The organism is Marinobacter sp. KMM 10035 (assembly GCF_046537445.1).
GTDB classification, from domain to species: Bacteria; Pseudomonadota; Gammaproteobacteria; order Pseudomonadales; family Oleiphilaceae; genus Marinobacter; species Marinobacter sediminicola.
This window is the reverse complement of record NZ_JBBVMG010000001.1, coordinates 1,974,899-2,000,117: the sequence shown is the minus strand read 5'-3', so window position 1 is coordinate 2,000,117 and position 25,219 is coordinate 1,974,899. Positions and strand designations below refer to the sequence as shown.

The window sequence follows — 25,219 nt, the reverse complement described above, 5'->3', positions numbered from 1 at the left end:
CTTCAGCGTTCGCTCAAAGCGTTTGCTTTGGCGCGCAATAATGGTTTTAGCAAGTAAGATAAAATGGTTTTTTTGCCGGTCATGATGTCCAGCTGTGCGGTCATGCCCGGGATAACGGATAAATGCTGCGCCGAGTCTTTTTCGGTGGTTAGCGCGCGCACAAGATAGAAAGTATTGTCGCGATCATCTGTAATCGTGTCGGCACTTATGTGCTCGATGGTCGCGGCAAGCCCGCCATAGATTGAAAAATCGTAGGCGTGGAGTTTGATGGTTGCCGGCAAGCCGGGGCGCAGGAAGGCTATATCTTTGGGTGCTATTTTGGCTTCTACCAGCAGGCGGTCATCGGTGGGAACAATTTCAACAAGGGCATTCCCAGGCTGAACAACGCCGCCGATGGTATTCAGCAGCACACGCTGCACCGTGCCATTCACCGGCGAGCGAATTTCCGAGAGCTTTACCTTGTCGGCCAGCCCGGCAACGCTCTTGTTCAGGCTATTTAGCTGCGAGCTTGCGTCACTGAGTTCTGCGCGCCACTGGTTGCGAGTGGAAGATTCAACCTCCAGCAACCTGGACTCTGCCTCTTGAATACTGGCTTTTACCTGGCGAACACGGGCAGCGGCCTGCAGGCGCTCACCATTTGCGGCGGCCTGATCCCGCTGCAAACGCAAAATCTCTATCTCTGATACCGCACCCGAAGCCAGCAGTGGCTGCGTTGCCTGTAGCTCTCGTGTCGACATGCCATAAGACTGCTCCGCCGCAGACACCCGAGCCTGTGCCTCGCTCAGTTCCTGTTGCCGTTGAGCAATTTGTTCCTGGGCAACCGATAAGCGCTCATCCAGTTCTTTCAAGCTGGCTTTGTAATAGCCTTCTTCCTGCTGCAACACCTGTTCCTGCACGGGCGTTAATGCTTCGCTGTAATTCAGTTCTAACGGCTCGCTTTGGATCAGCGCCTGTAGCCGTTTCACTTTGGCGGCCAGTGCAAATGCCCGCACACTGCCTTCCTGATAACTGGCCACAAAGCGCGTTGGGTCTATGCGCACCAGCAGGTCGCCCTTGCTCACTCTGGCGCCCTCGTCTACAAATACCTCTTCAATGACACCGCCATCGGCGGACTGAATAACCTGTAGCTGCCGCGATGGAATCACCTTGCCCTCACCCCGGGTGACTTCATCTAAGGGTGCAAATGCAGCCCAGATAATCAAAACAATAAACGTCAGTGCAATGCCGTACAGCAGGCTGCGGGCGCGAAGGGTGCTTTGCTGCTCCATGGCCTGATCTGCATCCGCAGGCCAGTGTCGTGAATTGCTGCGAAACGCGGAAAAAAATGGCCGGAACAGGCGATTTATAAAGCCTTTACCCCGTGCCCCAACAGCATCCGCCTTGCTCAAGCGCTCAAATGCCTGTTGCTCCAGCGCTTTCTGTTCCGCTTTCTCAGCAATCCTGGGGTCGATGCTCATTGCGCCCCCCTCTGAATGCTGCCCTGCTGAAGTGCCTGAAGCACGGTTTGCTTAGGGCCATCCGCAACGATTTTCCCGGCATCCATAACAATCAGGCGGTCGACCAGATCCAGCAAGCTGGTGCGATGGGTTATCAGCAATACGGTTTTGCCCTGGCCGAACTGGTTCAGGCCTTTGCTAACGTGATTCTCCAGCGTGCTGTCCATGGCGCTGGTGGGTTCATCCAGCAATAAGATACTGCTATCCGCCATCACCGCGCGGGCCACGGCTATTGTCTGGCGCTGCCCGCCGGACAAGCGATTGCCAGCCTCCCCTACCTGCATTGACAAGCCATCTGCATGGTCACCCACGAGGCCCTTCAGGCCGGACACATTGATGGCCTGCAACAGGCGCTCGTTGTTGGGGTGTTCTATGCCCAGGGTGACGTTGTCGTAGACCGTGCCGCTGAGTAACTGGACGTCTTGCGGAATATAGCCAATGTTGCGGCGCAGTTCGGCGGGGTCGATCTGGCCGATATTCACGCCATCCACCAGCAGGGCGCCAGAGGTTGGGCGATACAAACCCAGTATGAGCTTTTCCAGGGTGCTCTTTCCTGAGCCCACACGACCAAGAATGCCCACCCGCTCGCCAGCCCGAATGTGCAACGAAACCCCTTTCAAGGCATCCCGCTCTTCACCGGGATACTGGAAGGACACATCGCGCAGTTCAATTTCGCCGCGCAGTTTGCCGCGGCTGATCAACTGTTTTCCGGGCTCGCGATCCTGCTCGGCATCCATAATCTGTTCAACGGCGGTCATGGCCGTCGCTGCCTGATGATACTGGGTAAGCAACGAAGCGGTTTGGGACACCGGCGCCATGGCACGGGATGACAACATGTAAGCCGCAATCAGCCCGCCCTGGCTCATATCACCGTTAATAACCAGATATACACCGGTGATAATCATCACTACCGACACCACCTGCTGTATCCAGGAAGCCCCGGCCCCGACCGACATACCCAGCATGCGCTGTTTGCCGGAACAGCCAGACAAAAACCGGGTGGATTGCTCCCAGGCACTTTGCATACGGCTGCTGGCATTGAAGCTTTTCAGCGTGGGCGCAGCCACCAGGCTTTCCACCAGGCCGGAGTTCCGCTGGGCACTGGCCTGACTCATGGTTTCCGAGAGTTGATGCATGGTTGCCTGCACCGAGAGCGCGTACAGAATGATGATCGTGGCACCGATCAGTACCGGAATGATCATCACAGGCGAAATCAGGGCGATGATGGCCACGAATACAAGGAAAAACGGCAGATCAATAAGTGCCGTCACCGTCATGGAGCCGATAAACGAGCGCACGGATTCAAACGATTGAACGTTGGCCGCAAAGGAGCCCACCGAAAGTGGCGCATGCTCAAGGCGGGTGCCGAGAATGCGCTCCATAATCCGGGCAGATAAGGTGATATCCGCACGGCTTGCCGCCAGCTCAACAAACCAGCTGCGCAGCAAACGCAATGCAAGATCGGCGCAGATAATAATCAATGCACCAAGGGCAAGCACCCACAGGGTATCCGTGGCATGGTTAGGCACCACCCGGTCGTATACGTTCATTACGAACAGGGGCATGGTCAGGGCAAACAGGTTGATAAAGAAGGCGGCGATCAGGATGTCCCGGTACACCGGCCGGTTTGCCTTGATAACACTCCAGAACCAGTGGCCCTTATCAACCGCCGAGCCAGCACCTGTTTTACGCTGATCCAGACGGAAATCCGGCCGGCAGTAGAGCGCAATGCCGGAGTAGCTTTCCTTGAGTTTAGCCAGCTCCAGCTGCTCGATTTCCATATCGACATCTGGCAGCCGCACCTGTGCTGTCTGGCCCTGAAGATCGATACTGTCCAGCACGCAAGCGCGATTGCCTTCAAGCAAAATAACGCAGGGAAGCAACAGACTGTTCAGGCGCTCCAACGGCTGCCGCACCAGCTTTACCTTCATATCGACCCGCTCCGCTGCGCGGGCAAATACTGAAGGCGACAAACGGCCGTCTACCAATGGCAGGCCAGCGATCAGCGCATCGTGGCTGATCGTGGTGCCATTTTCCGCGGCAAGCCATAACAGGCAGGCGCTTAAGGGGTCATTTGTCTGATCCATAACGGCCTTTTACATTCACCTTCTTGTGTGAGTAACGCGCACCTCAACACGGCGGTTCAGCGCCCTGCCCTCAGCCGTGTCGTTGGTTGCATTGGGCTGGTAAGACCCTGCGCCCGAAACCAGCATCACCGTGTTATCAACGCCGCTGTCGATTAATGCATCACGCACAGCTATGGCGCGGGCCAGAGACAGTTCGCGGTTCAGCGCGTCGCTGCCAGAACTGTCGGTGTGGCCAACAATGTTGATGGATTTAACCGTGTCACGCTCCAGCAAATGACGGGCGAACTGCTGCAAGCGAGCCATTGCTTCTGGCTTGAACTCGGCGCTGCCAATATCAAACAGGGTGTCGCTGCCAAAGCTTAGAACCTCTTCGGTATCTGCTGTTTGCAGGAAGCGGTCGAAGCTTCTGTCGCCTTCACCCGGAAGGGTGCAGTAGCGGCTGGAACCGGGATTCACTGAGCGATTGATATCACCCAGGTCTGGCAACTCCTCACTGTTCACATTCAAAGTAGTCAGCAAGCGCCCCATGCTGTGAAGGGTTTGCAGGCGATTGATTTCCAGATCATAGGAGCCGTTGATATAGGCGCGTTCGGCCTGGAAAAGCTCGTTTTCAGAATCGAGAACATCCAGCAAAGAACGCCGCCCGATATCGAACTGTTCGCGATAAGCTGCAAGCACACCCGTAGCTTTCTCGCGATGGGACTCGAGAGAGTCCAGCTTCACCTGAAGGTTAAGCACATCTCCGTGGGCAATGGTTGCCGTTTGGCGCAAATCAACGCAGGTTTTATCCCGCATGCTCTCTGCCTGGCTAATCCGGCGATCTGCCGCACGCTCCGCGGCCCTGTCACTGCCACCGCGGTACAAGTTATAGCGTGCACGCAACTCAATTACCGTATCGTCCCCGTATGAGTGTGGGTCGGTACGGGTATCGAAGCTGTTGTTGTTTTTATAGGTGCCATGACGAGCACCCAGCTCGAGTGTGGGATACCTGCCTGCTTTCGCCTCGCCAAAAGAGGCCTCAGAAGCCTGAATCTCCTCGAAGGCGGCAAACAGCGCTGGGTTATTGGCATATACCGTAGTAAGAACCTGCCACAACTCCCCCGGTACAAGTTGTGACTGCACTTCAAAGGGGCTTAGCTCCTCAGCTGGAAAACGGCCAACCAGGCGCTGAAAGCGAGCGGTAACACTCTGCAGGTTTGCAATTTCTGTCATCAGATTGGAGCGGGCAAGCGACAATCGCCCATCAATCTGCTGCAGGTCTGCCCGGTTGCTTACGCCCCGCCCGGCGCGATTACTTACATGACGCTGCACACGCTGGTGGTTGGCAACGTTTTGCTGAGCAAGGGCAACCAGTTCCCGGTGCCTGAGAACGCTGAGATAAACCTCACTGGCCTCCAGCGCCTTGGTTTCAGCCTCGTCCAAAAGCTCATAATAACGAGCCCTGCTATTGTGCTCCGCTCTGGCTACAGCATTGCGCACCCGAAACCCATCGAACAGCATTTGTGTGAGCGACACTTCCGCATAGTTGCGGTTATAGCTGCCACGACCATCATAATTTCGGTCGCCAATACCGCCGGCGGCATTTACATCTATAAAAGGCAGATATCCGCCAAATGCCTCCCGCTGGTCAAAGGTAGACGCCTGAAACGCATTCAAACGAATTTGCACCTCTGGGTTGGTTTCCAGAGTTTCCTTCACAACGCTCAACAAGTCGTCTTGTGGCATTGTTGCAGCCGCAACAACTGCGGAATAACTCAAAGAAACGGCAAGTGCTAATTTTGCGAGAGAGGGAGTTCTAGCCATAATATCCTCAAGGCCGCCGATACAGGCGAGGGGCCTGGAGCGGATGTGATCAGTACGCTGGCTTTATGAGGGAATGGGCAGAAGCTTGGCGTGCGCGAGCGAAACCGGAAGCTCGGAGCACACCTGAGCTTGAAAGCTCCATCCCAAAGCAACGAGTTATTAGTGTCAGAATGGCCTGATCGTATACCTTGCACAGCAGAGAACCTGTGATAGCGCGGCAAAACCTGTTCTCGGAGGGAAAGTTTTATCCACTTGCCGCCAGTTGATTGCACACACAGCCCATTACATACTGTTGAATCTGGAGTGTAAGCATGGGCACAATACAAAGGCGCCCGCGGAGCCGGGCAGCAGCAAACCAGAAGGACAGAGATGGAGACGCTGGAACACAGGCGAATTTTGATTGTGGACGATGAGGAAGCAGACCGCATGCTGCTCTCTGCTTACCTTCAACGACACGGTTGCCAGATATTTTATGCCCAAGATGGCCTTGAAGGCATCGAGAAAGCCCGCGCCCTGCAGCCCGACCTGATCCTGATGGACTCAGAGATGCCTCGCTGTAATGGCCATGATGCCTGCAAAATAATCACTCAAGATCCGAGAACGCGCGACATCCCTGTTATTTTTATCTCCGGTATGATCTCGCCCGAGCATCGCATCAGAGGACTGCTTGCGGGTGCTGTTGACTACATCAACAAGCCCTTTGATTTTAATGAGGTTAAACTGCGCCTGGCCATACACTTGCGGCACAAGCCCGCCGTACAGGCCAGCAAAGACAAGCCCAAACCCGAAACTGTTTCGGCCTGCAACCGGGATGTTATTGTGTTTCATTCAACACGCACTCACCTGCTGAAATCATTGTCTGCAACACCCACAATGAAAGAGTTGGAAAAGCTGACAGGAACCAACAGCAAACACCTGAACACAGCGTTCAAGGCATGCGCCGGCGTGACTGTGTACGAGTATCTTCGGGAAGAGCGCATGAAGGAAGCCCGGGAGTTACTGCAACGCACAAGCTTGTCAGTAAAAGACATTTCACTTCAGGTTGGGTTTAACGACAGTGGTAATTTTGCCACGGCATTCAAAGAGCGCTTCGGGCTAACGCCCAGAGAATTTCGACAGCAACACAGTTGACTTCAGGGAAGATATTTTTTGAACTATAACCACCGGATAAGCGCTCTTACTACAATTATCGCCTCGCTATTTATAGTTCTTTCATCCGCTGCACTGGCAAACACTACGCCCAACCAAAGCCCGGTTATAGACCTGGCAAGCACAGCGAATAGCCAAGAACTTATAGGTGCGATGCTGGCAATTCCCAGGCTCAGTAACGTTCAAAGCCTCAGCAGCGCTCTGATGCACACCGATTGGGTTCGTCCCGACGAAGACAACCTAGACGCACCTCGTCAACACAGCACAATCTGGCTAAAGGCCTCGGTACATAACAGTAATGAGAATTCACTCATACGCTGGCTGGTATTAGAGCCATGGAGAATGAACCGGGTAGACGCTTATTTTCTCGACCCAAACACTCAAAAAATCCTCTGGCAGAAAACCACAGGGCTTACTGTTTCTTTACAGGATCGCGCTGTAAACAATGGTAAAACTATAATTCCGGTGCACCTCAACGCAGGCGAAACCCAACAACTGTTTATTAAGATTTATAGTGACAGCCTTCCCTTTGTCAGCGTAAAAAGCTGGGATCCTGTCTCTTATTCACAGAGCATCAATCAAAACTGGATATTCCAAGCCGCACTGTTTGCAGGCATTCTCACTCTACTGGTGGTTCTGATACTCCAGTTCAACGCTGGTTTTTTATTGACCGGTTTATGGCTGTTATCCGGATTTATTGTGGAAGCTGAAAAAGACGGTTTTTTCAGCAATTACTTGCTGACTTTTCTCGAAAGCTATTCGATAAACCTGAGAGTTTCAGCAGCGGCATTCACATCACAATTATTCCTGGCCACTTCAGTGTTCCTGCTGGGCTTCAACAAGCATCGCTTGTGGCGGGTGTTTCTCATCTTAACGGCCGTATCAATGCCCATCATCGCCAGCCTCACTTTTGTGCTCGATGGTGTCGCTATCAGGCAACTGGTCACTGTGATTATGATTGCGTACCTTGGGGCCTGGTTGTTCCTGGTAACGCCTGTTTTGCGCACCTCTCGTTCAGAGCCAGCAAAGCTATTGCTTTTGCTACTGCTGTCCATCTATTGGACCACCACCACGCTCGCGCTGCTAAAGTACATCTTCAACTTTGACTACACCACTGTCTCTACATTTACACGAATTTCTATCGAAATTATGGTCGCAGTTGCTTTAATACTGACATTCAATTGGCAGCAAAAAAGCCGACTGAGCACCGCTGAGAAAACGCTAAAAGCACAAGAGTCTGAGTACCTGCGCACCTTGGAACAAGCAGTCGCAAGCCGTACAGAAGAGTTAAACACCGCTCTTGAAACTGCCAAAAAGGCCAGCACGGCAAAGGTGAATTTCCTGGGCCAAGTCACCCACGATTTAAGATCTCCGTTAACCGCCATTCTGGGTTATGCCCAGCTCCAGGCGGGTGGGGCTGTCAGTGCCGAAAAGGCGACTCAGGTCATCCAGGACCGCGGGCTGTATATGAAAGACCTGATCGACGGCTTGGTCGATTATGCCCATGACATCACGGTAGACGACAACGAGCTGCAAGACATTTACCTGATCGCCTTTATCGACAACCTGGTTAATCACTCCCACATAATCGCCAGCAAACAAAATAACCGCTTTCAGCTTAAAATTGAAACTGACCTCCCAACAGTGGTTCGCTGCAGTAGCAAGCAATTGCAGCGTATTTTGCTGAACCTCCTGGATAATGCAGCGAAATACACCAGCGACGGCAACTTTTCACTATCGGTTGCTGTCGCGGACACTTCAGGCCAGGAACAGATGCTGATCTTTCGAGTAAGCGACACCGGCCGGGGTATACCAGCCGACGATCTCAAAAAGATCTACACCCCTTTTTACCAAAGCTCGGAGAGCAACCCCGGGGCTGGCCTTGGCTTGGCCATATGCTTTGAGCTCACAGAGAAACTGGGCGGCACTCTTGAGCTGGAAAGCGAGCCTGGAAAAGGAACTACAGCCACCTGCACCATCCCCTATATCGCTGGCGATGAGCAGTTAGCAGTGTCATCTCTTGCAGCCGTAAAGGATCTATTGCCTAAATTTGACGCACAGGGCCAACTGGCCTGGATTGTGGAAGACTCTCAAGCGGTCAGGGAATTACTAAACGAGGAGTTCTCTGACATGGGGTTTGAGGTGACGCTCTTCACAACGGCAGAAGCATTTATAGAAGCCGCCGCCAGCCCTAGCGACATCCCCTCAGTCATTATTACTGACTACCGCCTACCGGGTGCTTCTGGCGCAGATGTGCTCCACTCTGCACGCTCCCAATGGCCAAGCGTGCCAGTAGCTCTGCTCTCAGGCACACAAAACAGCAACCCACGGCCAGAAGAATGCGACTCAGAGCGCTTTAACGCGTATCTATCCAAACCCGTCGATCGGTTGGAACTGCGTATGAAAGTGTCCGAACTCTGTAATCTGTTGTCAGAGTGACGCCTGGATAGACGAGTTCTCAAAAACTCACTGTGTGATCGTGCCCGGGCGCAAAGCCTCAGTACGTTATAACCCTGAAAATGATCGAAGCCCGGGTTCCCCTGGAGCTTGCAGACAAGTGGATGGCAGATATCCCGAAGGCGAGGCTGATTGTCTACCCCACCGCAGGGCATATCCCCATGGAGGAACTACCGGAGCAAACGACCAGAGATGCGTTGCTGTTTCTGCGGGGTGACTTGCACCTTACCTGGAAGTAGCATGTTCCAACCTTTGCACCACATTGCGGCTGTATGAGTCATCCGGGTACAGCTCCAACATTTTCCTGGCGAACCCGAGAGACTGCTTTAGCTCTCCCTTCTGCAGGTGCAAATGCACCAGGGCGTTGAGCACATTGTAATCCGAGGGGTGGGCCTGCAAGCCTGCCCCAAGCACGCGCTCAGCCTGCGCCCACTGTTGTTGGCGAACCAGAATCAACCCGTAGTTGTAGGCAACCCGTGGGTTCTCGGGGTTAAGCTTTAACGCCAACTCAAAGCTGCGAAGTGCCTCCGCGTCCTGGCCTTCCTCCACCAAAACCAACGATAACAGGTAGGCCAGGTACCCTCGGTCGGTGTCAGGTATTTGTTCAGACTGGCTCCCGGCGCGCAATGTTTCCATTGCCAGCGCCTGCTTGCCAACCTGACTGGCCAGCGTGGCCAGAGCCACACGGGCAGGTGAGAAGGTCGCATCCAGCTCAAGTGATTTCTGATACTGCGCGATCGCCTCGTCTGTTTTCCCGGAACGCCGCAAATAATTTGCCCAATTAAAGCGGGACCCGGAAAGTGCAGACAGGCTTTCGAGACGCTTTTGATAATCCGAATCCAATTCATCAAAGCGCTTTCGCTCTGCCTCAGACAACCCGCTCAAATCTGCGCCAGCCAGTGCTGAAAGTGCCTGATCCTGAACCGCCTTGGGCTGATCAGCACCAAGCAGCGACACCAGCACCTTCAAGTTATCGCCAACCGGTATCTGAGCAAAGGCTCCTGCAGAATAGGCGCGCACAAGCGGCTCCTTATCAAACAGCCCAGAACGCAGAAAGAACCTTGAATCACCACCGAAGGTGCTCAGGTGTTCTGCTGCGGTTGCTCGCGCTATCGCGGGCTCACTGGTCTTCCTGATCAGAAGCCCCAACCGGTTCATGGCATCCATTTCGCCGGCACGGAAAGCCTGAAGAGTGTCTGCAAAGTGCTCTGGCTTCTCACTATCCGGATACCACTTTTTCAGAATGCCCACGGCCCACTGGGCAGATTTGTCTTCGTGGCAACTGTTGCAGGCGTTCGGGCTACCGGTAGCGACCGCCAAATCCGGCCTGGGTATACGGAAACTGTGATCACGCCGTGGATCGACCACCATGTAGGTTTCGTCAGTCATGTGGCAATTCACACACTGCGCGCCCTCTGAGTTTTCCGGGTGCTTATGATGTTCCGCAATGTTGTAATTCGATGCTTTAAGGGTAGGAAATCGCTCGGGCGGAGCTGGGTTGTGGCATTGCAGACACAAGCCGGTCCCTTCTATTTTCAGGTTTGTGGTGTGTGGATCGTGGCAATCCAGGCAGGTAACGCCCGCTTTCGCCATTTTGCTCTGCGTGAATGAGCCGTAAACATACACTTCGCCCTGAATTTGGCCATCAGCATGGTACATGTCTGGCATCAGCACCGCTGGCAAGGCTTTGTCTAAGTACATGTTGCCCGTCCTGAATGCTCTGGCGGCGGCTGTGGCAATAGGCACAGGTTTCGACAACCTTGCCGGGGGCCATCCCGCCAAAATCAACCAGCAGGCCCATGCCCTCAGCAGGGCCGGCCTTTTCTACCTGGTCTTGCCCCTGCTCTCTTGCCCAATCCACATGCTTTTCACCCGGGCCGTGGCAGCCCTGACAACCAACATTCTGCTCCTGCCAGGTTGTGGCAAAGCTGTCCGCTTTGGCATCGTAATTCATGGTGAGGTACGTGGAATGGCAGTCGGCGCACATGGCATTCCAGTTCTGGTTGCGGCCGGTCCAGTGCAGAGAATCACCTGGTTCGAAACTCATTCCCGGATACAGCGAAAGCCAACGCTGCCCGCCTTCCTTAACGGGGCGACTGTCCCAGGCTATTGTCAGCGCTTGAAGCCTGCCTCGGGAGAGCTCAACCAAATTTTGCTGCAAGGGATAAAAGCCAAAGGTGTAGGCAATGCGGAACTCTGCTTCCGTACCCTCCTCTCCTTCAATCTTTACCCAGTAGTCTTTACCCCGGCGAAAAAACTCTGCCTGGGAGGCTCCGTCATCGAAGGCAGTATTATCAAAGCTGCCCAAAACAGCGCCTTCGCCCGCTGGCTTCATAGCCCAGGCATGATCAGAATGTGACCAGGCTTTGGCTTGCCCCTGATGGCACTCTGCACAAACACCTTCCTGCGCATAACCCATAGACTGCTTCGGCGCACCGGGCGAAGCGGCTGTCACGGCAAAAGCCGAGCTTGAAAGCATCATCCCGAAGGCAACTAGTGCAATAAATCCTTTTAAATTCAATCTGAGTTTCCTTTCACGCCATTCGGGGCTTATGGGGATTTGCGTCTGCAATATTAGAATAGTCAGTTCAGCAGATCCGTGCGATGGTTTTATATGATGGACTTCTCCCGGGTTTCCTCAGCCGACCTTTGACGCCATCCTGCTTAGCCAACACAACCATTTAACCCAGGTGTAACACTGGTTGCCCCCAACAAACCATCCAAGCCGGTTTCCTGATAGAATTGCCCTCTTTAAGTGGTCCCTCCGATTGAACCCTTCAGCCTGGAAGCCGACCTTCGAGTTGCGGCCAGAAACGGGCAGCGTTGAGTAAATAATGATCCATAACATCCCTTCAGAAAACACCTCAGGAACTCCTGAAAACCTCGGGCCAGAGCCATCCCGCCGCTTTTGTGTTGCGCCAATGATGGATTGGACCACGCCGCACTACCGGTACCTCGCTCGCCTGCTAAGCCAGCACACTCTGCTTTACACCGAGATGGTCACCACAGGCGCGTTGATTCATGGGGATACTGAACGGTTTTTGCGCCACGACCCTGCGGAATACCCTCTGGCACTCCAACTTGGCGGCAGCGATGCGGGGGAGCTGGCGCATTGTGCGCGGCTTGCTGAGCAGTTTGGCTTCAGCGAAGTAAATCTGAACGTTGGCTGCCCCAGCGACCGGGTTCAGAACAATATGATTGGCGCCTGCCTGATGGGGCATCCAGATAAGGTGGCAGAGGCCGTTCGGGCGATGATTGAAGCTACCCGCCTTCCGGTTACGGTAAAGCATCGCATTGGTATTAATGGCCGGGAATCCTGGGAAGACCTTTGTGAGTTTGTGGAGAAAGTGGCGGCCGCCGGCTGTCGCACGTTTATTGTTCATGCACGCATCGCGATTCTTGAAGGGCTCAGCCCAAAGGAAAACCGGGACGTGCCGCCGCTGAAATACGATTGGGCTTACCGGCTGAAGCAAAAGTACCCGCACCTTGAGATCATCATCAACGGCGGCATAAAAACCTTTGAAGAATGTAATGAACACCTGAAACATACCGATGGCGTAATGCTCGGCCGGGAGGCTTACCACAACCCCTGGATTCTGGCGGGCGTGGACTCGGAGTTCTTTGGCACCAAGCCCCCTGCTACGACGCGCCACGATGTACTTAGAGCTATGTACCCGTTTATTCAGAGCGAACTGGAGCGCGGCGTATTCCTTGGCCACATGTCCCGGCATTTTCTGGGCCTGTTTCATGGTATGCCCGGTGGCCGTCAGTTCCGCCGTTACATCAGCGAGAACGCCCATAAGCCAGGCGCAGGTCTGGAGGTGATTCAAACGGCATTGGAGAAAGTTCCTGAGTCACAGCAGTCCCAGCAAATGGAAGCCGTAACACGCGCCTGACCCTCGTCCATAAACCTCTATTACCGAAACCTTACCTTTTGCTGTCTTGTTCCTGTCTTTACAGCCCGTTATTGTAGAAGCATTACCCGCATCCGGGATTTGGATGTGCTGATAACAAAATCAATCGGGACGACGTTACGAATGACCAACAAGCTTGACCAACTGAAAACCATGACCACGGTAGTGGCAGATACTGGCGATATCGACGCAATCGCCCAATGGCGCCCCGAGGATGCCACCACAAACCCCTCGTTGTTGCTGAAGGCAGCAGCGTCTGATGCTTATCGGCCGATGCTTGAGCGAGCCGTAGCCATGGCCCGCAAACAGGGTGGCTCCGATGCTGAGCAGCTAACTCTGGCTACGGATATGCTCGCCGTTCTGGCAGGTCAGGAAATCCTCAGTTTGATACCGGGCGTGGTATCTACAGAAGTGGATGCACGTTTGTCATTTGATACCGAGGCTACGCTCAAGCGGGCCCGTCGCCTGATCGAGCTTTATGATCAGCAAGGCGTAGATACAAGCCGGGTTCTGATCAAGATAGCAGCCACCTGGGAAGGCATCCGCGCCGCGGAAATACTTGAGCAGGAAGGTATTCGCTGCAACCTTACTTTGCTGTTCTCATTTGTTCAGGCGGCTGCCTGTGCACAGGCTGGAGCCTTCCTGATTTCGCCGTTTGTGGGCCGCATCCTGGACTGGCACCTTGCCAACAGTGGCCGTGATCACTTCCCTGCTGCCGAAGACCCCGGCGTACTCTCTGTCGCGAGAATCTACAACTACTACAAAGCAAATGGTTACAGCACCGTAGTTATGGGCGCCAGCTTCCGGAATATCGGTGAGATCGAAATGCTCGCTGGCTGCGACCGGCTCACCATCAGCCCCGCGTTACTCCAGGAGCTAAAAGATGACAATGGCAGCCTGGAGCGCAAGCTTTCAGCCGCCGGCGCCTCTTCCACCGATGGTTTCGGGGTTCTGGATGAAAAGCGCTTCCGTTGGGAGTCTAACGAAGATGCCATGGCCACTGAAAAACTGGCCGACGGCATTCGTCGCTTTACCATTGACCAGATTGAATTGGAAAACCGGGTTCGCCAGCTGGCCTCTAAAGCAGCCTGAACCCAATGCCGTTTCAACGCAATCCAACATACCTAAATACCCGGGTCAGACTATGATCGAAAGCCTTAAAAAGCTGTTTAGTGCACCGGAAACGGAGCACCATAAACCCGATGAACACCAGCTCGCGATTGCTGCAACTGCGTTAATGGTTCAGCTTTCAAAGGTAGATAGCGAGCAGGATGAGCGAGAACTCCAGGCAATTATCGATTGCGCCATAAAAGCGCATAATCTAACCCGGAAAGAGGCGGAAGATATTCTGCAATCCGCCCTGAGTCAGGCAGAGGATGCCACGTCCCTCTATGAGTTTACCGGGCAGATTAACGAGGCGCTGGATCAGGATGCCAAACAGTCATTGCTGGAGAACATCTGGCATGTTGCTCTTGCTGATGATCGCATCGACAAATACGAAGAACACCTTATTCGCCGTATTGCTGATTTGCTGCATCTTAACCACCGGGAATTCATGCAGGCGCGGCATAGGGCTGAGAGCGTACGCTCTTAGCTTGTAGACCACTCAGGAGACAGCATGCTAGCCATACTTCACCCCAACACGCCTCTGGATAGCGACGCCTATCGGCAGACAATGCACTACCTGGAACATCTGCCCGGCGTGACCGTACGGGTACACGAGATTCAGGGCGTTAGCCAACGACTGACCGAAATATACTTATTGGGCGACACCAAGCCGCTCGATAAAGAAGATATCGAAGCCCTGCCGGCTGTTGAACGCGTCATTCGCATTTCCGATGACTACCGGATTCTTGGGCGCCACCGGGACGACAACCGGCAAACAGGCTTTAGCTATAACGGTGTCGATTTCAACCAGTCCAACCTCAATATTTTTGCAGGGCTCTGTGCTGTCGATATACCAGAGCATGTTGAAATGATGCTGAAGGCCCTGGAGGAAAATGGCCAGGTGTGCACCCGTATGGGCGCCTACAAGCCCCGCACCAACCCCTATTCGTTCCAGGGGCACGGCAAGGGCTGCCTGCCTTGGGTATTTGAAAAAGCCGGTAAACACGGCATTAAAGTGGTGGCCATGGAAATCACCCATGAAAGCCACATAGAAGAGATTGATACCTGCCTCGAAAAACTTGGGCGGCCTACGGGCGTCATGCTTCAGGTCGGCACCCGGAACACACAGAACTTTGAATTGCTAAAAGCCATTGGCCGGCAGCGCACCTATCCGGTTCTGCTCAAGCGTGGGTTCGGCATCACCCTGAATGAATCCCTGAATGCGGCGGAGTATCTGGCCAGCGAAGGCAACGCAAACGTAATTTTCTGTTTGCGCGGCATGAAAACCGAAGCTGGCCAGCCGCACCGCAACATGGTGGATTTTGCCCACGTACCTGCGGTTAAAAGGCTGACGCGTATGCCGGTTTGCATCGACCCGTCCCATTCTGTGGGCACCCGGGAAAAATCCCCGGACGGCATCCTCGACGTAATGCACGCGACGGCACAAGGCGTGATTGCAGGGGCCAATATGGTGCTGGTGGACTTCCACCCGAAACCAGAGAAAGCCCTGGTAGACGGGCCTCAGGCCTTGCTTATGAACGAACTGCCAGCCTACCTTGAAGATATACATCTGTGCCACGACACCTGGAAAAAGCGCCAGGCCATTTACCAACGTTTAAAAGGTGAAGTACCGGAATGATCGTCTACGGACACAGGGGGGCTAAAGGTGAAGCCCCCGAGAACACGCTGCCCGGTTTCAGGCACGCCTACAGGCAGGGTGTAAGGCATTTTGAGCTAGATTTGGTGCTATCAAAAGATGGTAAACCTGTGCTGGTGCACGACTTAACCGTCGATCGTACAACCGATCAGAAAGGCGAGGTAGCTCGTTATACCGCTGCTGAACTTGCCTCAATGGACGCACGCAAAAACACAAGCCCATGGCCATCCCCAGCGGGAATTCCATCGTTGGAAGATTTGCTCGATCAGTTCCAGGACCTCGAGCATTTGCAGCTTGAAGTGAAGTCAGACAGTCGCGCCAGGTTGAATATCCTTTGCAATCGACTAACAGAAATCATTCAACATCGGGATCTTTACCAAACGGCTGCGATTACCTCGGCAGACACCTGGTTTTTGAAGGAAATTCGCAGAAGGAACAAACGCATTCGCACCGGGCTGGTGGCAGAGCGGCGATTCCCCAGGCCCATTGGACTGGCTGCGAGGTTGGGCTGCAAGTACTTATGCATCAACTGGAAGCTGTGCTCACCGCAGCTTGTGGAAAATGCGCGCCGTAAAGGAATGCACGTATCCTGCTGGACCGTGAACAGCATCCAGGACATGCTCCGGCTTGAAGCTATGGGCATAGACAGCGTTATTACAGACTACCCTACAAGCACGCGCATGTTCTTTGATAACCGCGCACGCGCTTCTCTGTCCCTGCCTGAACGCAATGAAAGCAAGCCGGCAGATAATATAGTTTTACCCGCCGGCTGACTTTGAACCTGAACCGGTCAGAAGATCCGGTTCAGACCATTCAACGCCGCTACCCGATAGGCTTCCGCCATGGTTGGGTAGTTAAACGTTGTGTTGATAAAGTAATTGAGCGAGTTAGCTTCGCCTTCCTGGTTCATGATGGCTTGACCGATGTGGACGATTTCAGCTGCCTGGTCACCAAAGCAGTGAATGCCCAGAATCTGCCGGGTTTCGCGGTGGAAGAGGATTTTCAGCATGCCCACGGCTTCACCGGTAATCTGAGCCCGAGCAAGATCCTTGAAGAATGCCTGACCAACTTCATAAGGCACCTTGGCTTCCGTTAACTCGCGCTCGGTCTTACCCACAGAGCTGATCTCAGGAATCGTATAAATGCCCGTTGGCACATCGGTCACATACCGGAAGTAATCGTCATTAACGATGTCTGACGATGCAGAACGCCCTTGGTCATAAGCTGCGCTTGCAAGGCTTGGCCATCCGATCACATCGCCTGCAGCATAGATGTTATCTACCTCGGTGCGGTAGTGTTCATCTACTGGTAGCTGGCCGCGACTATTCGGCGTCAATCCCACATTCTCGAGCCCCAGACTATCAGTGTTGCCACTTCGGCCGTTACACCAGAGGAATGCATCTGCCCGGATTTTCTTACCTGATTTCAGCGAGAGAACCACTCCGTGGTCGTCACCATCAACTGAGTCGTATTCCTCATTATGACGAACCAGAACACCGTTGTTACGCAGGTGATAGCTCAGTGCATCGGAGATTTCATCATCGAGGAACGACAGCAAACGGCTGCCAGGGTTGATCAGATCCACCTTCACACCGAGGCCCGCAAAGATAGATGCGTATTCGGAGCCAATAACACCAGCACCATAGATAATCAGCGTGCGCGGTGTATGGGAAAGATTGAGTATGGTGTCTGAGTTGTAGATCCGGTGATGGCGGAAGTCCAGATCAGGCGGCAAATACGGGCGTGAGCCAGTAGCAATAACAACCTGCTTGAAATGCAGGGTTTCAACCGACTTGTTACCACGAACTTCCAGCCGGTTATTGTCCAGAAACGACGCGCGCCCATTGATCAGATCGACCCGATTCCGGGAATAAAACTGGGTTCTGAGCTTTACCTGTTTGCCAATAACCTTCTGTGCACTTTGCAGTACCCGCGGGAACGAGAACCAACGAGGCTCTCCAATGTCCCGGAACATCTGGTTGGTGTTGAAGGTAATGATCTGCTTGACCGAGTGACGCAAAGCCTTGGAGGGAATCGTGCCCCAATGGGTGCAGTTGCCTCCCACTGTGGGCTTGTCTTCAACGATAGCAACACGCTTGCCATGCTTCGTCGCGTTCATTGCCGCACCTTCACCTGAAGGTCCCGCACCGATAACGACGACGTCGTAATGATGTTCTGCCATGCGCGCAGTGACTCCTTATCTACGTCGTGAAAAGTAGTTGTAGTTATTCGTTTCTGTCAGCAGTTACTGCTTCCGGCCAGCCTTGGAGGCATCGTAAGCCAGATCGTCGGCTGTTACGGCTTCGGTCGCCACACGCTGGTTTTCTTCCTCGCACTTCTGGGTGTTGCCACCACAAATGTCGCAGGAAGAACTGATGCCAAGCGCGCCAATACCGCCGCAAGTACCGCTAATTGGTTTACGCCCGAAAATGACACCAACGGACATACCGGCAACCAGCAAAACCACAATCAATAAAACCAAAAGAAAGGTACCCATGTTGCCCTCCCCTTACTGAGTAACGTAGGAAGAAAATGCCGGGGTCTGATGCGACTCGAACCCGTTTTCCGTCCGGATAATAAAATAGGCAGGAATATTCTCCCGTGTTGCGAGCGCACTTGCCCGCTCATACCCCATCACTGTAAAACCAGTGGCCAGTGCATCAGCTGTCATGCTGTCTTCAGCAATCACCGTGACAGAAGCCAGGTTATGCGAAATCGGCTGTCCAGTTTCAGGATCTATTGTATGGGATAAACGACGCCCTTCCGATTCGTAATAGTTACGATAGTCACCGGACGTGGCCATCGCCTTCGAAGGCAAAGTAACAATACGGTTTACGGTGTGCCCTTCACCCGAGACAGGTTGCTCGATGGCAAGCCGCCACACACTGCCGTCAGGCTTTTTACCCTGAGTGCGCACTTCCCCGCCGATCTCTACGAGATACGCCTTTATACCCTCGCTATCAAGGTACCGAGCCACTACGTCTACCCCGTAGCCTTTGGCGATGGCTGACAGGTCTATATACTGCGGTGACGACGTCTTTAAAGCCGGCGGATCCGCCTGCAACGAGAGGTTTTCAAAACCCGTTGATGCCAGCGCGTGGGCTAACTCCTCGTCAGAGGGAACCTCTACAGGCCGGGCATCGGGTCCGAAGCCCCAGAGATTCACCACTGGCCCGATAGTGATATCGAAGGCCCCTTCAGTCAGGCGTGAAATCTCTGCCGACCGGGACAGCACTTCAAAAAGTGGGCCGGATACCGGGGTCCAATCCGATTGATCTTCAAGGCCGTTAAGCTTTGACAGCTCGGAATCGTCCCTCCAGGTAGACATGGAGGCATCCACTCCGTCTAGGGCCTCATCGATACCTTCTGCCAATGCTTCAAGCCGCTGATGATCTTCCGGCAAAACAACACTGATGTGGTAGCTGGTACCGAACACGGGCCCGGAGATTTCCCAGATTTCTTCATCCGGCTGAAACGAGCAACCCGCCAGGGCCACCAATACCAGCATCGTAAAGATGCTGGCAACGGCCGCCCGGGCGGGTTGAAAGATACTGGATGTCATGTGAAAGGTTTAACCTCCAAAGTCATCCAGCATAATGTTCTCTTCTTCAACACCCATATCTTTCAGCAGCTTGATTACAGATGCGTTCATCATTGGGGGTCCACACATATAGAACTCGCAATCTTCCGGAGCCGGATGGTCCTTCAGATAGTTCTCGTAGAGTACGTTATGGATAAAGCCCGTTGGGCCTTCCCAGTTGTCCTCCGGCTGTGCGTCAGAAAGAGCAACGTGCCACTCGAAGTTGTCATTCTCCTTGGCAAGCATGTCGAAGTCTTCTACGTAGAACATCTCGCGAACACTGCGAGCGCCGTACCAGAAGCTGATCTTGCGCTTGGAGTTCAAACGCTTTAACTGATCAAAAATATGGGAACGCATGGGGGCCATACCAGCACCACCACCCACGAACACCATTTCAGCTTCCGTCTTCTTGGCGAAGAACTCACCAAACGGCCCCATTACAGTGACCTTATCACCCGGCTTCAGGTTGAACACATAGCTGGACATGATGCCAGGCACGTGATCAGTCCCGGGAGGCGGAGTGGCAATACGGATATTGAACTTGAGAACACCCTTCTCTTCCGGGTAGTTCGCCATGGAATAGGCTCGAACAGTCTCTTCCTTGTTGATGGCCTTGTAGCGCCAGATATCATGCTTGTCCCAGTCACCATGGAACTCCTTCTCGATATCAAACTCCTTGAAGTCGATTTCGTAAGGGGCGCATTCCAGCTGTACGTAACCACCGGCACGGAAGTCAACTTCCTCGCCTTCAGGCAATTTGAGTACCAGTTCCTTAATGAAGGTGGCAACGTTGTGGTTGGATACAACCTCACACTCCCACTTCTTGACGCCAAAGAACTCTTCCGGTACTTCAATCTTCATATCCTGTTTAACCGGAACCTGGCACGACAAACGCCAGCCTTCTTTCTCTTCCCGGTTGGTGAAGTGGGTCTTTTCCGTGGCCAGCATGGCGCCGCCACCTTCAAGAACCTTACACTTACACTGTGCACAGGTACCGCCGCCGCCACAGGCAGACGACAGGAAAATCCCACTGCCCGCCAGGGTGCCCAGCAATTTGTCACCGGCTTCCGTTTTCACGGTGTGTTCCGGGTCGTCATTGATTTCGATGGTCACTTCACCGGTGCTTACCAGTTTGGATCTTGCCGCGAGGATGATCGCGACAAGCGCCAGAACGATAACGGTGAACATGACCACGCCGAGTATTATTTCTGTATACATGGTCTCGCCTTTTCGTTAAACCGAATCACCGGGTGAATTACAGGGAAATCCCTGAGAAGGACATAAAGCCAAGAGACATCAAACCAACAGTAATGAAGGTGATGCCCAGACCACGGAGCCCGTCTGGAACGTCGCTGTACTTCAGCTTTTCACGGATACCTGCCAGAGCAACGATGGCCAAAGCCCAGCCCACGCCAGCACCAAAGCCATAGACCACACTCTCACCGAAGGTGTAATCACGCTCAACCATGAACAGTGCCGCACCCATGATGGCGCAGTTAACTGTAATCAACGGAAGAAACACGCCCAGTGCGGAGTAAAGTGCCGGAATGTATTTATCCAGTATCATTTCCATGATCTGAACAATGGCCGCGATTACACCGATGTAGGTGATCAACCCAAGAAAGCTCAGATCCACATCAGGCAAACCAGCCCAGGACAACGCGCCCTCACGAAGGATGTTGTTGTAGATCAGGTTGTTGACCGGCACTGTCAGCGTGAGAACCACCACAACGGCAATGCCAAGGCCTGTAGCTGCTTCAATCTTCTTGGAAATGGCAAGGAATGTGCACATACCCAGGAAGAACGCGAGCGCCATGTTCTCAATGAAAATTGCTTTGAGAAGCAGACTGATATAGTGCTCCATCAGAAGGCCTCCTTATGGGTGTGGCGGGACATTTTGAAGTCCTCTTCTTCTACTTGCTCAGGCATCCAGGCACGCAGTCCCCAGATAGCCAGGCCAATAATGAAGAAGGCGCTTGGTGGCAACAGAAGCAAGCCGTTGGTGATGTACCAGCCGCCTTCGTTAACCGGCGTCAGAAGGGTTACACCAAAGAGCGACCCTGCACCCAGCAATTCACGGAAAAACGCCACAAACAGCAGCATGATCGAATAGCCCATGCCGTTGCCGACACCGTCGAGGAAACTCAACCAGGGGCCATTTTTCATGGCGAAACCTTCGGCACGACCCATAACGATACAGTTGGTAATGATCAGACCAACGAATACCGACAGCTGCTTACTGATTTCGTAGGCATAGGCCTTCAGTATCTGATCAACCACGATAACCAGAGACGCAATAATGGTCATCTGTACGATGATCCGGATGCTGCCCGGTATCTGTGTACGTACCAGCGACACAGCCAGGTTGGAAAATGCAGTAACAGCAATAACCGACAGGCACATAACGATGGTTACGTTCATGCTGGTGGTTACGGCAAGTGCGGAACAGATACCAAGGATCTGCAGCCCGATGGGGTTGTTACTGAATATGGGTTCGAAAAGAACCTGTTTGGCGGTCATTTCAGACATGATCAGGCCTCCCCTTCACGAAGTTTCTTGAGGAACGGTGCGTAACCCCGGTCACCCATCCAGTAGTTGACCAAGTGCTCAACGCCGCGACTGGTCAGTGTTGCACCGGAAAGCGCATCCACCTTGTGCTCTTTATCGGCTGCGTTGGCGCTTACGCCACCCTTCATCAGGCGGATCTGAGGCTCGGTTTTATCCTCACCGTAAAGCTCTTTGCCAACCCACTGGGATTTCCAGCGGGGGTTATCCACTTCACCGCCCAAACCAGGTGTTTCTGCATGGGCGTAGAAGCCAAGGCCTTCGATAGTGTTCAGATCGCCTTCAAGCGACACAAACCCGTACAGTGTAGACCAGAGGCCATAGCCGTGAATCGGCAATACCACTCGCTTCATTTCCCCGTTTTCGCTCAAGGTGTATACCTTGGCAATGTTAGGGCGACGCTTGATACCAGCCTTGTCTTCAGACGACGGAATCTTGGTTGACATCTCCGGGTCTGAAGCGGCTTTGTACATGTCGTATTTCATTGGATCATTTACATCCACGAAAGACGGCTCTACATAGTCACCGGTATCCAGATCAACCAGGCGCACATCAAACTGGGAAAAAACGCTTTCGATTTCGTCAGCGCTTGCGCCATTCGACAGCATACCTGCGGCCGCCAGAATGTTGGTTTTGATGTCCAGATTCTGGTTCTTGATCTGGGCCGGGCGGAGCACTACCGCAGCGGTGGATACCACTACGGAGAACACGATACTTAATACCAGAGCGACAAACAGCGTTCTGGAGACAGTTTCTTTAGGCTTAGCCACGAGCGAGCCTCCGTTTAACGTTTGCCTGAACCACGTAGTGATCCATCAGCGGCGCGAAAAGGTTGGCGAACAGTATCGCCAGCATGATGCCTTCCGGGAACGCCGGGTTAACAACCCGAATCAGAATGGTCATCACACCTACCAGAATACCGAAGCACCAGCGGCCGGTGTTGGTCATGGCGGCTGATACAGGGTCGGTTGCCATAAACATCATGCCGAAGGCAAAGCCACCCATTACAAGGTGCCAGTGGGCCGGAACCGAGAACATGGGGTTGGTTTCGGAGCCGATAACGTTCATGAGAACAGCCGTGCCGATCATGCCAATCAGTACACCACCAACGATACGGTAGCTTGCGATACGCATGGCAACCAGCGCCAAACCGCCAATCATCACGGCGACGGTCGAGGTTTCACCCATTGACCCCTGAATATTGCCAATGAAGGCATTCATCCAACCAATGTTTGCTTCCAGAGCTTCCAGACCACCACTTGCAGCCCAGCTCAGCGCAGTCGCGCCACTGAAACCGTCAACAGCCGTCCACACGGTGTCGCCAGAGATCTGTGCCGGATAGGCAAAGTACAGGAAGGCACGGCCAGTCAGTGCCGGGTTCAGGAAGTTTTTACCTGTACCGCCAAACACTTCCTTACCGATCACTACACCGAAGGTAATACCCAAAGCCACCTGCCAAAGAGGAATGGATGGTGGGCAAATCAGTGCAAACAGGATGGAGGTTACAAAGAAGCCTTCGTTTACTTCGTGACGACGCACGGTAGCAAACAGCACTTCCCAGAAACCACCAACAATAAAGGTCACCGCGTAAACCGGAATGAAGTAGGCCATCCCATATACGAAGTTATCCCAAATGCCGGCACCCGCTCCGGTTACCGCAAGAGCCTGAATAAAGGCAGTGCGCATTCCGCCGTCAGCGATCAACGCCTCAGGATTGGCCGCCAGGAAATTGTTGGCCTGAAAGCCAATATTCCACATGCCGAAGAACATCGCGGGGAAGGCGCACAACCAAACGGTGATCATCATGCGTTTCAGGTCTACACCATCGCGCACGTGGGAGGTTGTGCCCGTTACCGAACTGGGCGTATAGAAAATAGTATCGGCTGCTTCGTACAGGGCATACCAGCGCTCGTACTTGCCACCCTGCTCAAAGTGATGCTCGATTCCATCGAGAAACTGTCTGATAGACATTGTGTTAGCCCTCGATTTCGATTCGGGTCAGATTCTCGCGGAGAATCGGACCGTATTCATATTTACCCGGGCACACAAAGGTGCACAGCGCCAGATCTTCTTCTTCCAACTCCAGAGCGCCGAGCTTCTGAGCCATTTCGGTATCTCCTACAATCAGCGCACGCAGCAGCTGAGTTGGCAGGACATCCAGGGGCATCACCCTCTCGTAGGAACCCACTGGAACCATGGCACGCTCACTACCGTTGGTAGTGGTTGTGAAGTCAAACTTCTTGCCACCCATAAACTTGGACAGATAGATATTAAGAACCGAAAACTTGTTTGCACCAGGAGTTAGCCAGCCCAGGAAAAGCCGCTTGCGGCCTTCTTCGAGCAGCGACACCTGGTTCGCGAAACGACCAAGATAAGCAACAGGGCCATCTCCACGACGCCCGCCGAACACAGAGCCGGAAATCGCACGCACTTCACAATCGGTGGGGATTTCACCATCGAGAAGCTCAGCAAGGCTCGCGCCAATACGGGTACGAACCAAGCGCGGCTTCAGGGCCTTGGGGCCGCCGAGTGCAACAACGCGGTTAACATTCAGTTCACCGGTAGTAAACAGAATGCCGATATCAATCACATCCTGGTAGTTAACTGCCCAGACTGTCTTGGTGGCAGAAACCGGATCAAGGTGATGAATATGGGTACCAACGTTGCCAGCAGGGTGCACGCCATCAAATTGCTGAACATCAATCTGGTCTGATTTGGGAACCGACACATTGGAACCGGGCCGGCCAGTTACGAACACCTTGCCCGAAGTCAACCGGCCCAGAATGGTCAGGCCGTTTTCGAAGGCCGCTGCATTTTCTGCGATCACCACTGTGGGATCTGCAGCCAATGGGTTGGTATCCATAACGGAAACAAAAATAGAATGGGGAGCAGTGTCGATCGCCGGCACTTTGCTGTATGGGCGTGTCTTCAGGGCAGCCCACAAACCGGACTCAACCAGGTTATCGACTACTTGCTGGCGCTCAAGGCCTGCAAGATCCGCAGCTTTGTAGCTGGCAAAGGTCTCAGCTTCATCGCCATCAATCTCGATAACAATTGACTGGAATACCCGTCGCTCACCGCGATTGAGTTCCTTCACCACGCCAGCTGCAGGTGATGTATAACGAACGCCTTCGGTCTTCTTGTCCGTGAACAGCAGCGTACCGCGCTTGACACGATCTCCTTCTTTAACAGCCATCGTCGGCTTCATGCCGATGTAGTCGAAACCAATTAACGCCACATGGCGAACTGGCTTACCGTCTGTGATGGTCTGTTCGGGAGCGCCGCTGATGGGAAGATCCAGGCCTTTTTTGATCTTAATCATTAGCCTCATCCAATCATCAGAAACTATTTTGTGGATTCGTATTGCCTGACACCAGCGGCCCAGAAAAAGTTGAGAAACAGGG

At 53.5% G+C, this 25,219-nt stretch carries 22 protein-coding genes; 8 read left to right on the top strand and 14 right to left on the bottom strand.

From position 1 onward, the window contains the following. Positions 1-2: 2 nt before the first annotated feature. The 3 genes from AADB16_RS08985 to AADB16_RS08975 are packed head-to-tail and all read right to left on the bottom strand — an operon-like array spanning position 3 to position 5,386. Positions 3-1,457 carry an HlyD family type I secretion periplasmic adaptor subunit gene (locus AADB16_RS08985; RefSeq protein WP_310965851.1) on the bottom strand — a complete coding sequence of 485 codons (1,455 nt, stop codon included), beginning with the start codon at positions 1,455-1,457 and terminating at the stop codon, positions 3-5. Further along, on the bottom strand, positions 1,454-3,583 hold the full coding sequence (locus tag AADB16_RS08980) for a type I secretion system permease/ATPase (protein ID WP_309043110.1): 2,130 nt from the start codon (positions 3,581-3,583) through the stop codon (positions 1,454-1,456). Before AADB16_RS08980 ends, AADB16_RS08985 begins: the two co-directional genes overlap by 4 nt. Before the next feature lie 15 nt (positions 3,584-3,598). Beyond that, a complete protein-coding gene (locus AADB16_RS08975; RefSeq protein WP_309043109.1) occupies positions 3,599-5,386 on the bottom strand; it encodes a TolC family outer membrane protein in 1,788 nt (595 codons plus the stop codon). A 369-nt stretch (positions 5,387-5,755) separates the two neighbouring features. Between AADB16_RS08975 and AADB16_RS08970 the strand changes: the two genes are divergently transcribed. The 3 genes from AADB16_RS08970 (at position 5,756) to AADB16_RS08960 (ending at position 9,231) form a co-directional block, all read left to right on the top strand. Beyond that, positions 5,756-6,517 carry a response regulator gene (locus AADB16_RS08970; RefSeq protein WP_309043108.1) on the top strand — a complete coding sequence of 254 codons (762 nt, stop codon included), beginning with the start codon at positions 5,756-5,758 and terminating at the stop codon, positions 6,515-6,517. A gap of 222 nt (positions 6,518-6,739) precedes the next feature. Continuing rightward, positions 6,740-8,974, top strand: coding sequence for an ATP-binding protein (locus AADB16_RS08965; protein ID WP_410802758.1), 2,235 nt, complete (start codon positions 6,740-6,742; stop codon positions 8,972-8,974). 80 nt (positions 8,975-9,054) lie between these two features. After that, positions 9,055-9,231 (top strand): alpha/beta fold hydrolase, encoded by a 177-nt coding sequence (locus AADB16_RS08960; protein WP_309043106.1) that lies wholly within the window; start codon positions 9,055-9,057, stop codon positions 9,229-9,231. Here AADB16_RS08960 and AADB16_RS08955 read toward each other — a convergent pair. Then, positions 9,218-10,693: a tetratricopeptide repeat protein gene (locus AADB16_RS08955; protein ID WP_410802756.1), complete on the bottom strand. Its 1,476-nt coding sequence runs from the start codon at positions 10,691-10,693 to the stop codon at positions 9,218-9,220. The two genes, AADB16_RS08960 and AADB16_RS08955, sit on opposite strands and share 14 nt — an antisense overlap. After that, entirely contained in the window at positions 10,638-11,513 is an 876-nt protein-coding gene (locus AADB16_RS08950) for a multiheme c-type cytochrome (protein WP_410802754.1), read from the bottom strand. Before AADB16_RS08950 ends, AADB16_RS08955 begins: the two co-directional genes overlap by 56 nt. A gap of 313 nt (positions 11,514-11,826) precedes the next feature. Between AADB16_RS08950 and dusA the strand changes: the two genes are divergently transcribed. The 5 genes from dusA (at position 11,827) to AADB16_RS08925 (ending at position 16,443) form a co-directional block, all read left to right on the top strand. Then, complete coding sequence (dusA, locus tag AADB16_RS08945) at positions 11,827-12,888, top strand: tRNA dihydrouridine(20/20a) synthase DusA (protein WP_410802752.1); 1,062 nt, start codon at positions 11,827-11,829, stop codon at positions 12,886-12,888. Positions 12,889-13,029: 141 nt separating this feature from the next. Continuing rightward, a complete protein-coding gene (tal, locus tag AADB16_RS08940) occupies positions 13,030-13,998 on the top strand; it encodes a transaldolase (protein ID WP_309043103.1) in 969 nt (322 codons plus the stop codon). A gap of 52 nt (positions 13,999-14,050) precedes the next feature. After that, positions 14,051-14,500 (top strand): TerB family tellurite resistance protein, encoded by a 450-nt coding sequence (locus tag AADB16_RS08935; protein WP_410802750.1) that lies wholly within the window; start codon positions 14,051-14,053, stop codon positions 14,498-14,500. A 24-nt stretch (positions 14,501-14,524) separates the two neighbouring features. Then, positions 14,525-15,652 carry a 3-deoxy-7-phosphoheptulonate synthase gene (locus tag AADB16_RS08930; protein WP_410802748.1) on the top strand — a complete coding sequence of 376 codons (1,128 nt, stop codon included), beginning with the start codon at positions 14,525-14,527 and terminating at the stop codon, positions 15,650-15,652. Next, positions 15,649-16,443, top strand: coding sequence for a glycerophosphodiester phosphodiesterase (locus AADB16_RS08925; protein ID WP_410802746.1), 795 nt, complete (start codon positions 15,649-15,651; stop codon positions 16,441-16,443). Before AADB16_RS08930 ends, AADB16_RS08925 begins: the two co-directional genes overlap by 4 nt. 17 nt (positions 16,444-16,460) lie before the next feature. Here the strand turns inward: AADB16_RS08925 and sthA are convergent, their stop codons facing one another. The 9 genes from sthA to AADB16_RS08880 all read right to left on the bottom strand — a co-directional run bounded on the left by sthA (position 16,461) and on the right by AADB16_RS08880 (position 25,137). Continuing rightward, positions 16,461-17,852: a Si-specific NAD(P)(+) transhydrogenase gene (sthA, locus tag AADB16_RS08920; protein ID WP_298447930.1), complete on the bottom strand. Its 1,392-nt coding sequence runs from the start codon at positions 17,850-17,852 to the stop codon at positions 16,461-16,463. Positions 17,853-17,915: 63 nt separating this feature from the next. Beyond that, entirely contained in the window at positions 17,916-18,167 is a 252-nt protein-coding gene (gene nqrM, locus AADB16_RS08915; protein WP_410802744.1) for a (Na+)-NQR maturation NqrM, read from the bottom strand. Positions 18,168-18,179: 12 nt separating this feature from the next. Beyond that, positions 18,180-19,232 (bottom strand): FAD:protein FMN transferase, encoded by a 1,053-nt coding sequence (locus AADB16_RS08910; protein WP_410802742.1) that lies wholly within the window; start codon positions 19,230-19,232, stop codon positions 18,180-18,182. A gap of 9 nt (positions 19,233-19,241) precedes the next feature. Next, complete coding sequence (nqrF, locus tag AADB16_RS08905; protein WP_298447936.1) at positions 19,242-20,468, bottom strand: NADH:ubiquinone reductase (Na(+)-transporting) subunit F; 1,227 nt, start codon at positions 20,466-20,468, stop codon at positions 19,242-19,244. A gap of 37 nt (positions 20,469-20,505) precedes the next feature. Next, the gene (gene nqrE, locus AADB16_RS08900; protein ID WP_200201103.1) at positions 20,506-21,114 is read right to left on the bottom strand and encodes an NADH:ubiquinone reductase (Na(+)-transporting) subunit E; all 609 of its coding nucleotides are present in this window, start codon (positions 21,112-21,114) and stop codon (positions 20,506-20,508) included. Beyond that, complete coding sequence (locus tag AADB16_RS08895) at positions 21,114-21,779, bottom strand: NADH:ubiquinone reductase (Na(+)-transporting) subunit D (protein WP_298447939.1); 666 nt, start codon at positions 21,777-21,779, stop codon at positions 21,114-21,116. Before AADB16_RS08895 ends, nqrE begins: the two co-directional genes overlap by 1 nt. A 2-nt stretch (positions 21,780-21,781) precedes the next feature. Beyond that, positions 21,782-22,585, bottom strand: coding sequence for a Na(+)-translocating NADH-quinone reductase subunit C (locus tag AADB16_RS08890; protein WP_309043098.1), 804 nt, complete (start codon positions 22,583-22,585; stop codon positions 21,782-21,784). Beyond that, positions 22,578-23,786: an NADH:ubiquinone reductase (Na(+)-transporting) subunit B gene (locus AADB16_RS08885; RefSeq protein WP_298447942.1), complete on the bottom strand. Its 1,209-nt coding sequence runs from the start codon at positions 23,784-23,786 to the stop codon at positions 22,578-22,580. The genes AADB16_RS08890 and AADB16_RS08885 overlap by 8 nt, the downstream gene beginning before the upstream one ends. Positions 23,787-23,790: 4 nt before the next feature. After that, positions 23,791-25,137, bottom strand: a complete 1,347-nt coding sequence (locus tag AADB16_RS08880) for a Na(+)-translocating NADH-quinone reductase subunit A (protein ID WP_309043097.1) — start codon at positions 25,135-25,137, stop codon at positions 23,791-23,793. Positions 25,138-25,219: the final 82 nt, after the last annotated feature.

Excerpts from the sequence above, each read along its gene's own strand:
- AADB16_RS08935 (WP_410802750.1), top strand. The coding sequence starts at position 14,051 with ATGATCGAAAGCCTTAAAAAGCTGTTTAGTGCACCGGAAACGGAGCAC.
- nqrF (WP_298447936.1), bottom strand. The coding sequence starts at position 20,468 with ATGTATACAGAAATAATACTCGGCGTGGTCATGTTCACCGTTATCGTT.
- dusA (WP_410802752.1), top strand. The coding sequence starts at position 11,827 with ATGATCCATAACATCCCTTCAGAAAACACCTCAGGAACTCCTGAAAAC.
- AADB16_RS08885 (WP_298447942.1), bottom strand. The coding sequence starts at position 23,786 with ATGTCTATCAGACAGTTTCTCGATGGAATCGAGCATCACTTTGAGCAG.
- AADB16_RS08980 (WP_309043110.1), bottom strand. The coding sequence starts at position 3,583 with ATGGATCAGACAAATGACCCCTTAAGCGCCTGCCTGTTATGGCTTGCC.
- AADB16_RS08965 (WP_410802758.1), top strand. The coding sequence starts at position 6,740 with ATGCACACCGATTGGGTTCGTCCCGACGAAGACAACCTAGACGCACCT.
- AADB16_RS08930 (WP_410802748.1), top strand. The coding sequence starts at position 14,525 with ATGCTAGCCATACTTCACCCCAACACGCCTCTGGATAGCGACGCCTAT.
- AADB16_RS08910 (WP_410802742.1), bottom strand. The coding sequence starts at position 19,232 with ATGACATCCAGTATCTTTCAACCCGCCCGGGCGGCCGTTGCCAGCATC.
- AADB16_RS08960 (WP_309043106.1), top strand. The coding sequence starts at position 9,055 with ATGATCGAAGCCCGGGTTCCCCTGGAGCTTGCAGACAAGTGGATGGCA.
- AADB16_RS08975 (WP_309043109.1), bottom strand. The coding sequence starts at position 5,386 with ATGGCTAGAACTCCCTCTCTCGCAAAATTAGCACTTGCCGTTTCTTTG.
- AADB16_RS08925 (WP_410802746.1), top strand. The coding sequence starts at position 15,649 with ATGATCGTCTACGGACACAGGGGGGCTAAAGGTGAAGCCCCCGAGAAC.
- AADB16_RS08985 (WP_310965851.1), bottom strand. The coding sequence starts at position 1,457 with ATGAGCATCGACCCCAGGATTGCTGAGAAAGCGGAACAGAAAGCGCTG.
- nqrE (WP_200201103.1), bottom strand. The coding sequence starts at position 21,114 with ATGGAGCACTATATCAGTCTGCTTCTCAAAGCAATTTTCATTGAGAAC.
- AADB16_RS08970 (WP_309043108.1), top strand. The coding sequence starts at position 5,756 with ATGGAGACGCTGGAACACAGGCGAATTTTGATTGTGGACGATGAGGAA.
- AADB16_RS08880 (WP_309043097.1), bottom strand. The coding sequence starts at position 25,137 with ATGATTAAGATCAAAAAAGGCCTGGATCTTCCCATCAGCGGCGCTCCC.
- tal (WP_309043103.1), top strand. The coding sequence starts at position 13,030 with ATGACCAACAAGCTTGACCAACTGAAAACCATGACCACGGTAGTGGCA.
- AADB16_RS08895 (WP_298447939.1), bottom strand. The coding sequence starts at position 21,779 with ATGTCTGAAATGACCGCCAAACAGGTTCTTTTCGAACCCATATTCAGT.
- nqrM (WP_410802744.1), bottom strand. The coding sequence starts at position 18,167 with ATGGGTACCTTTCTTTTGGTTTTATTGATTGTGGTTTTGCTGGTTGCC.
- AADB16_RS08955 (WP_410802756.1), bottom strand. The coding sequence starts at position 10,693 with ATGTACTTAGACAAAGCCTTGCCAGCGGTGCTGATGCCAGACATGTAC.
- sthA (WP_298447930.1), bottom strand. The coding sequence starts at position 17,852 with ATGGCAGAACATCATTACGACGTCGTCGTTATCGGTGCGGGACCTTCA.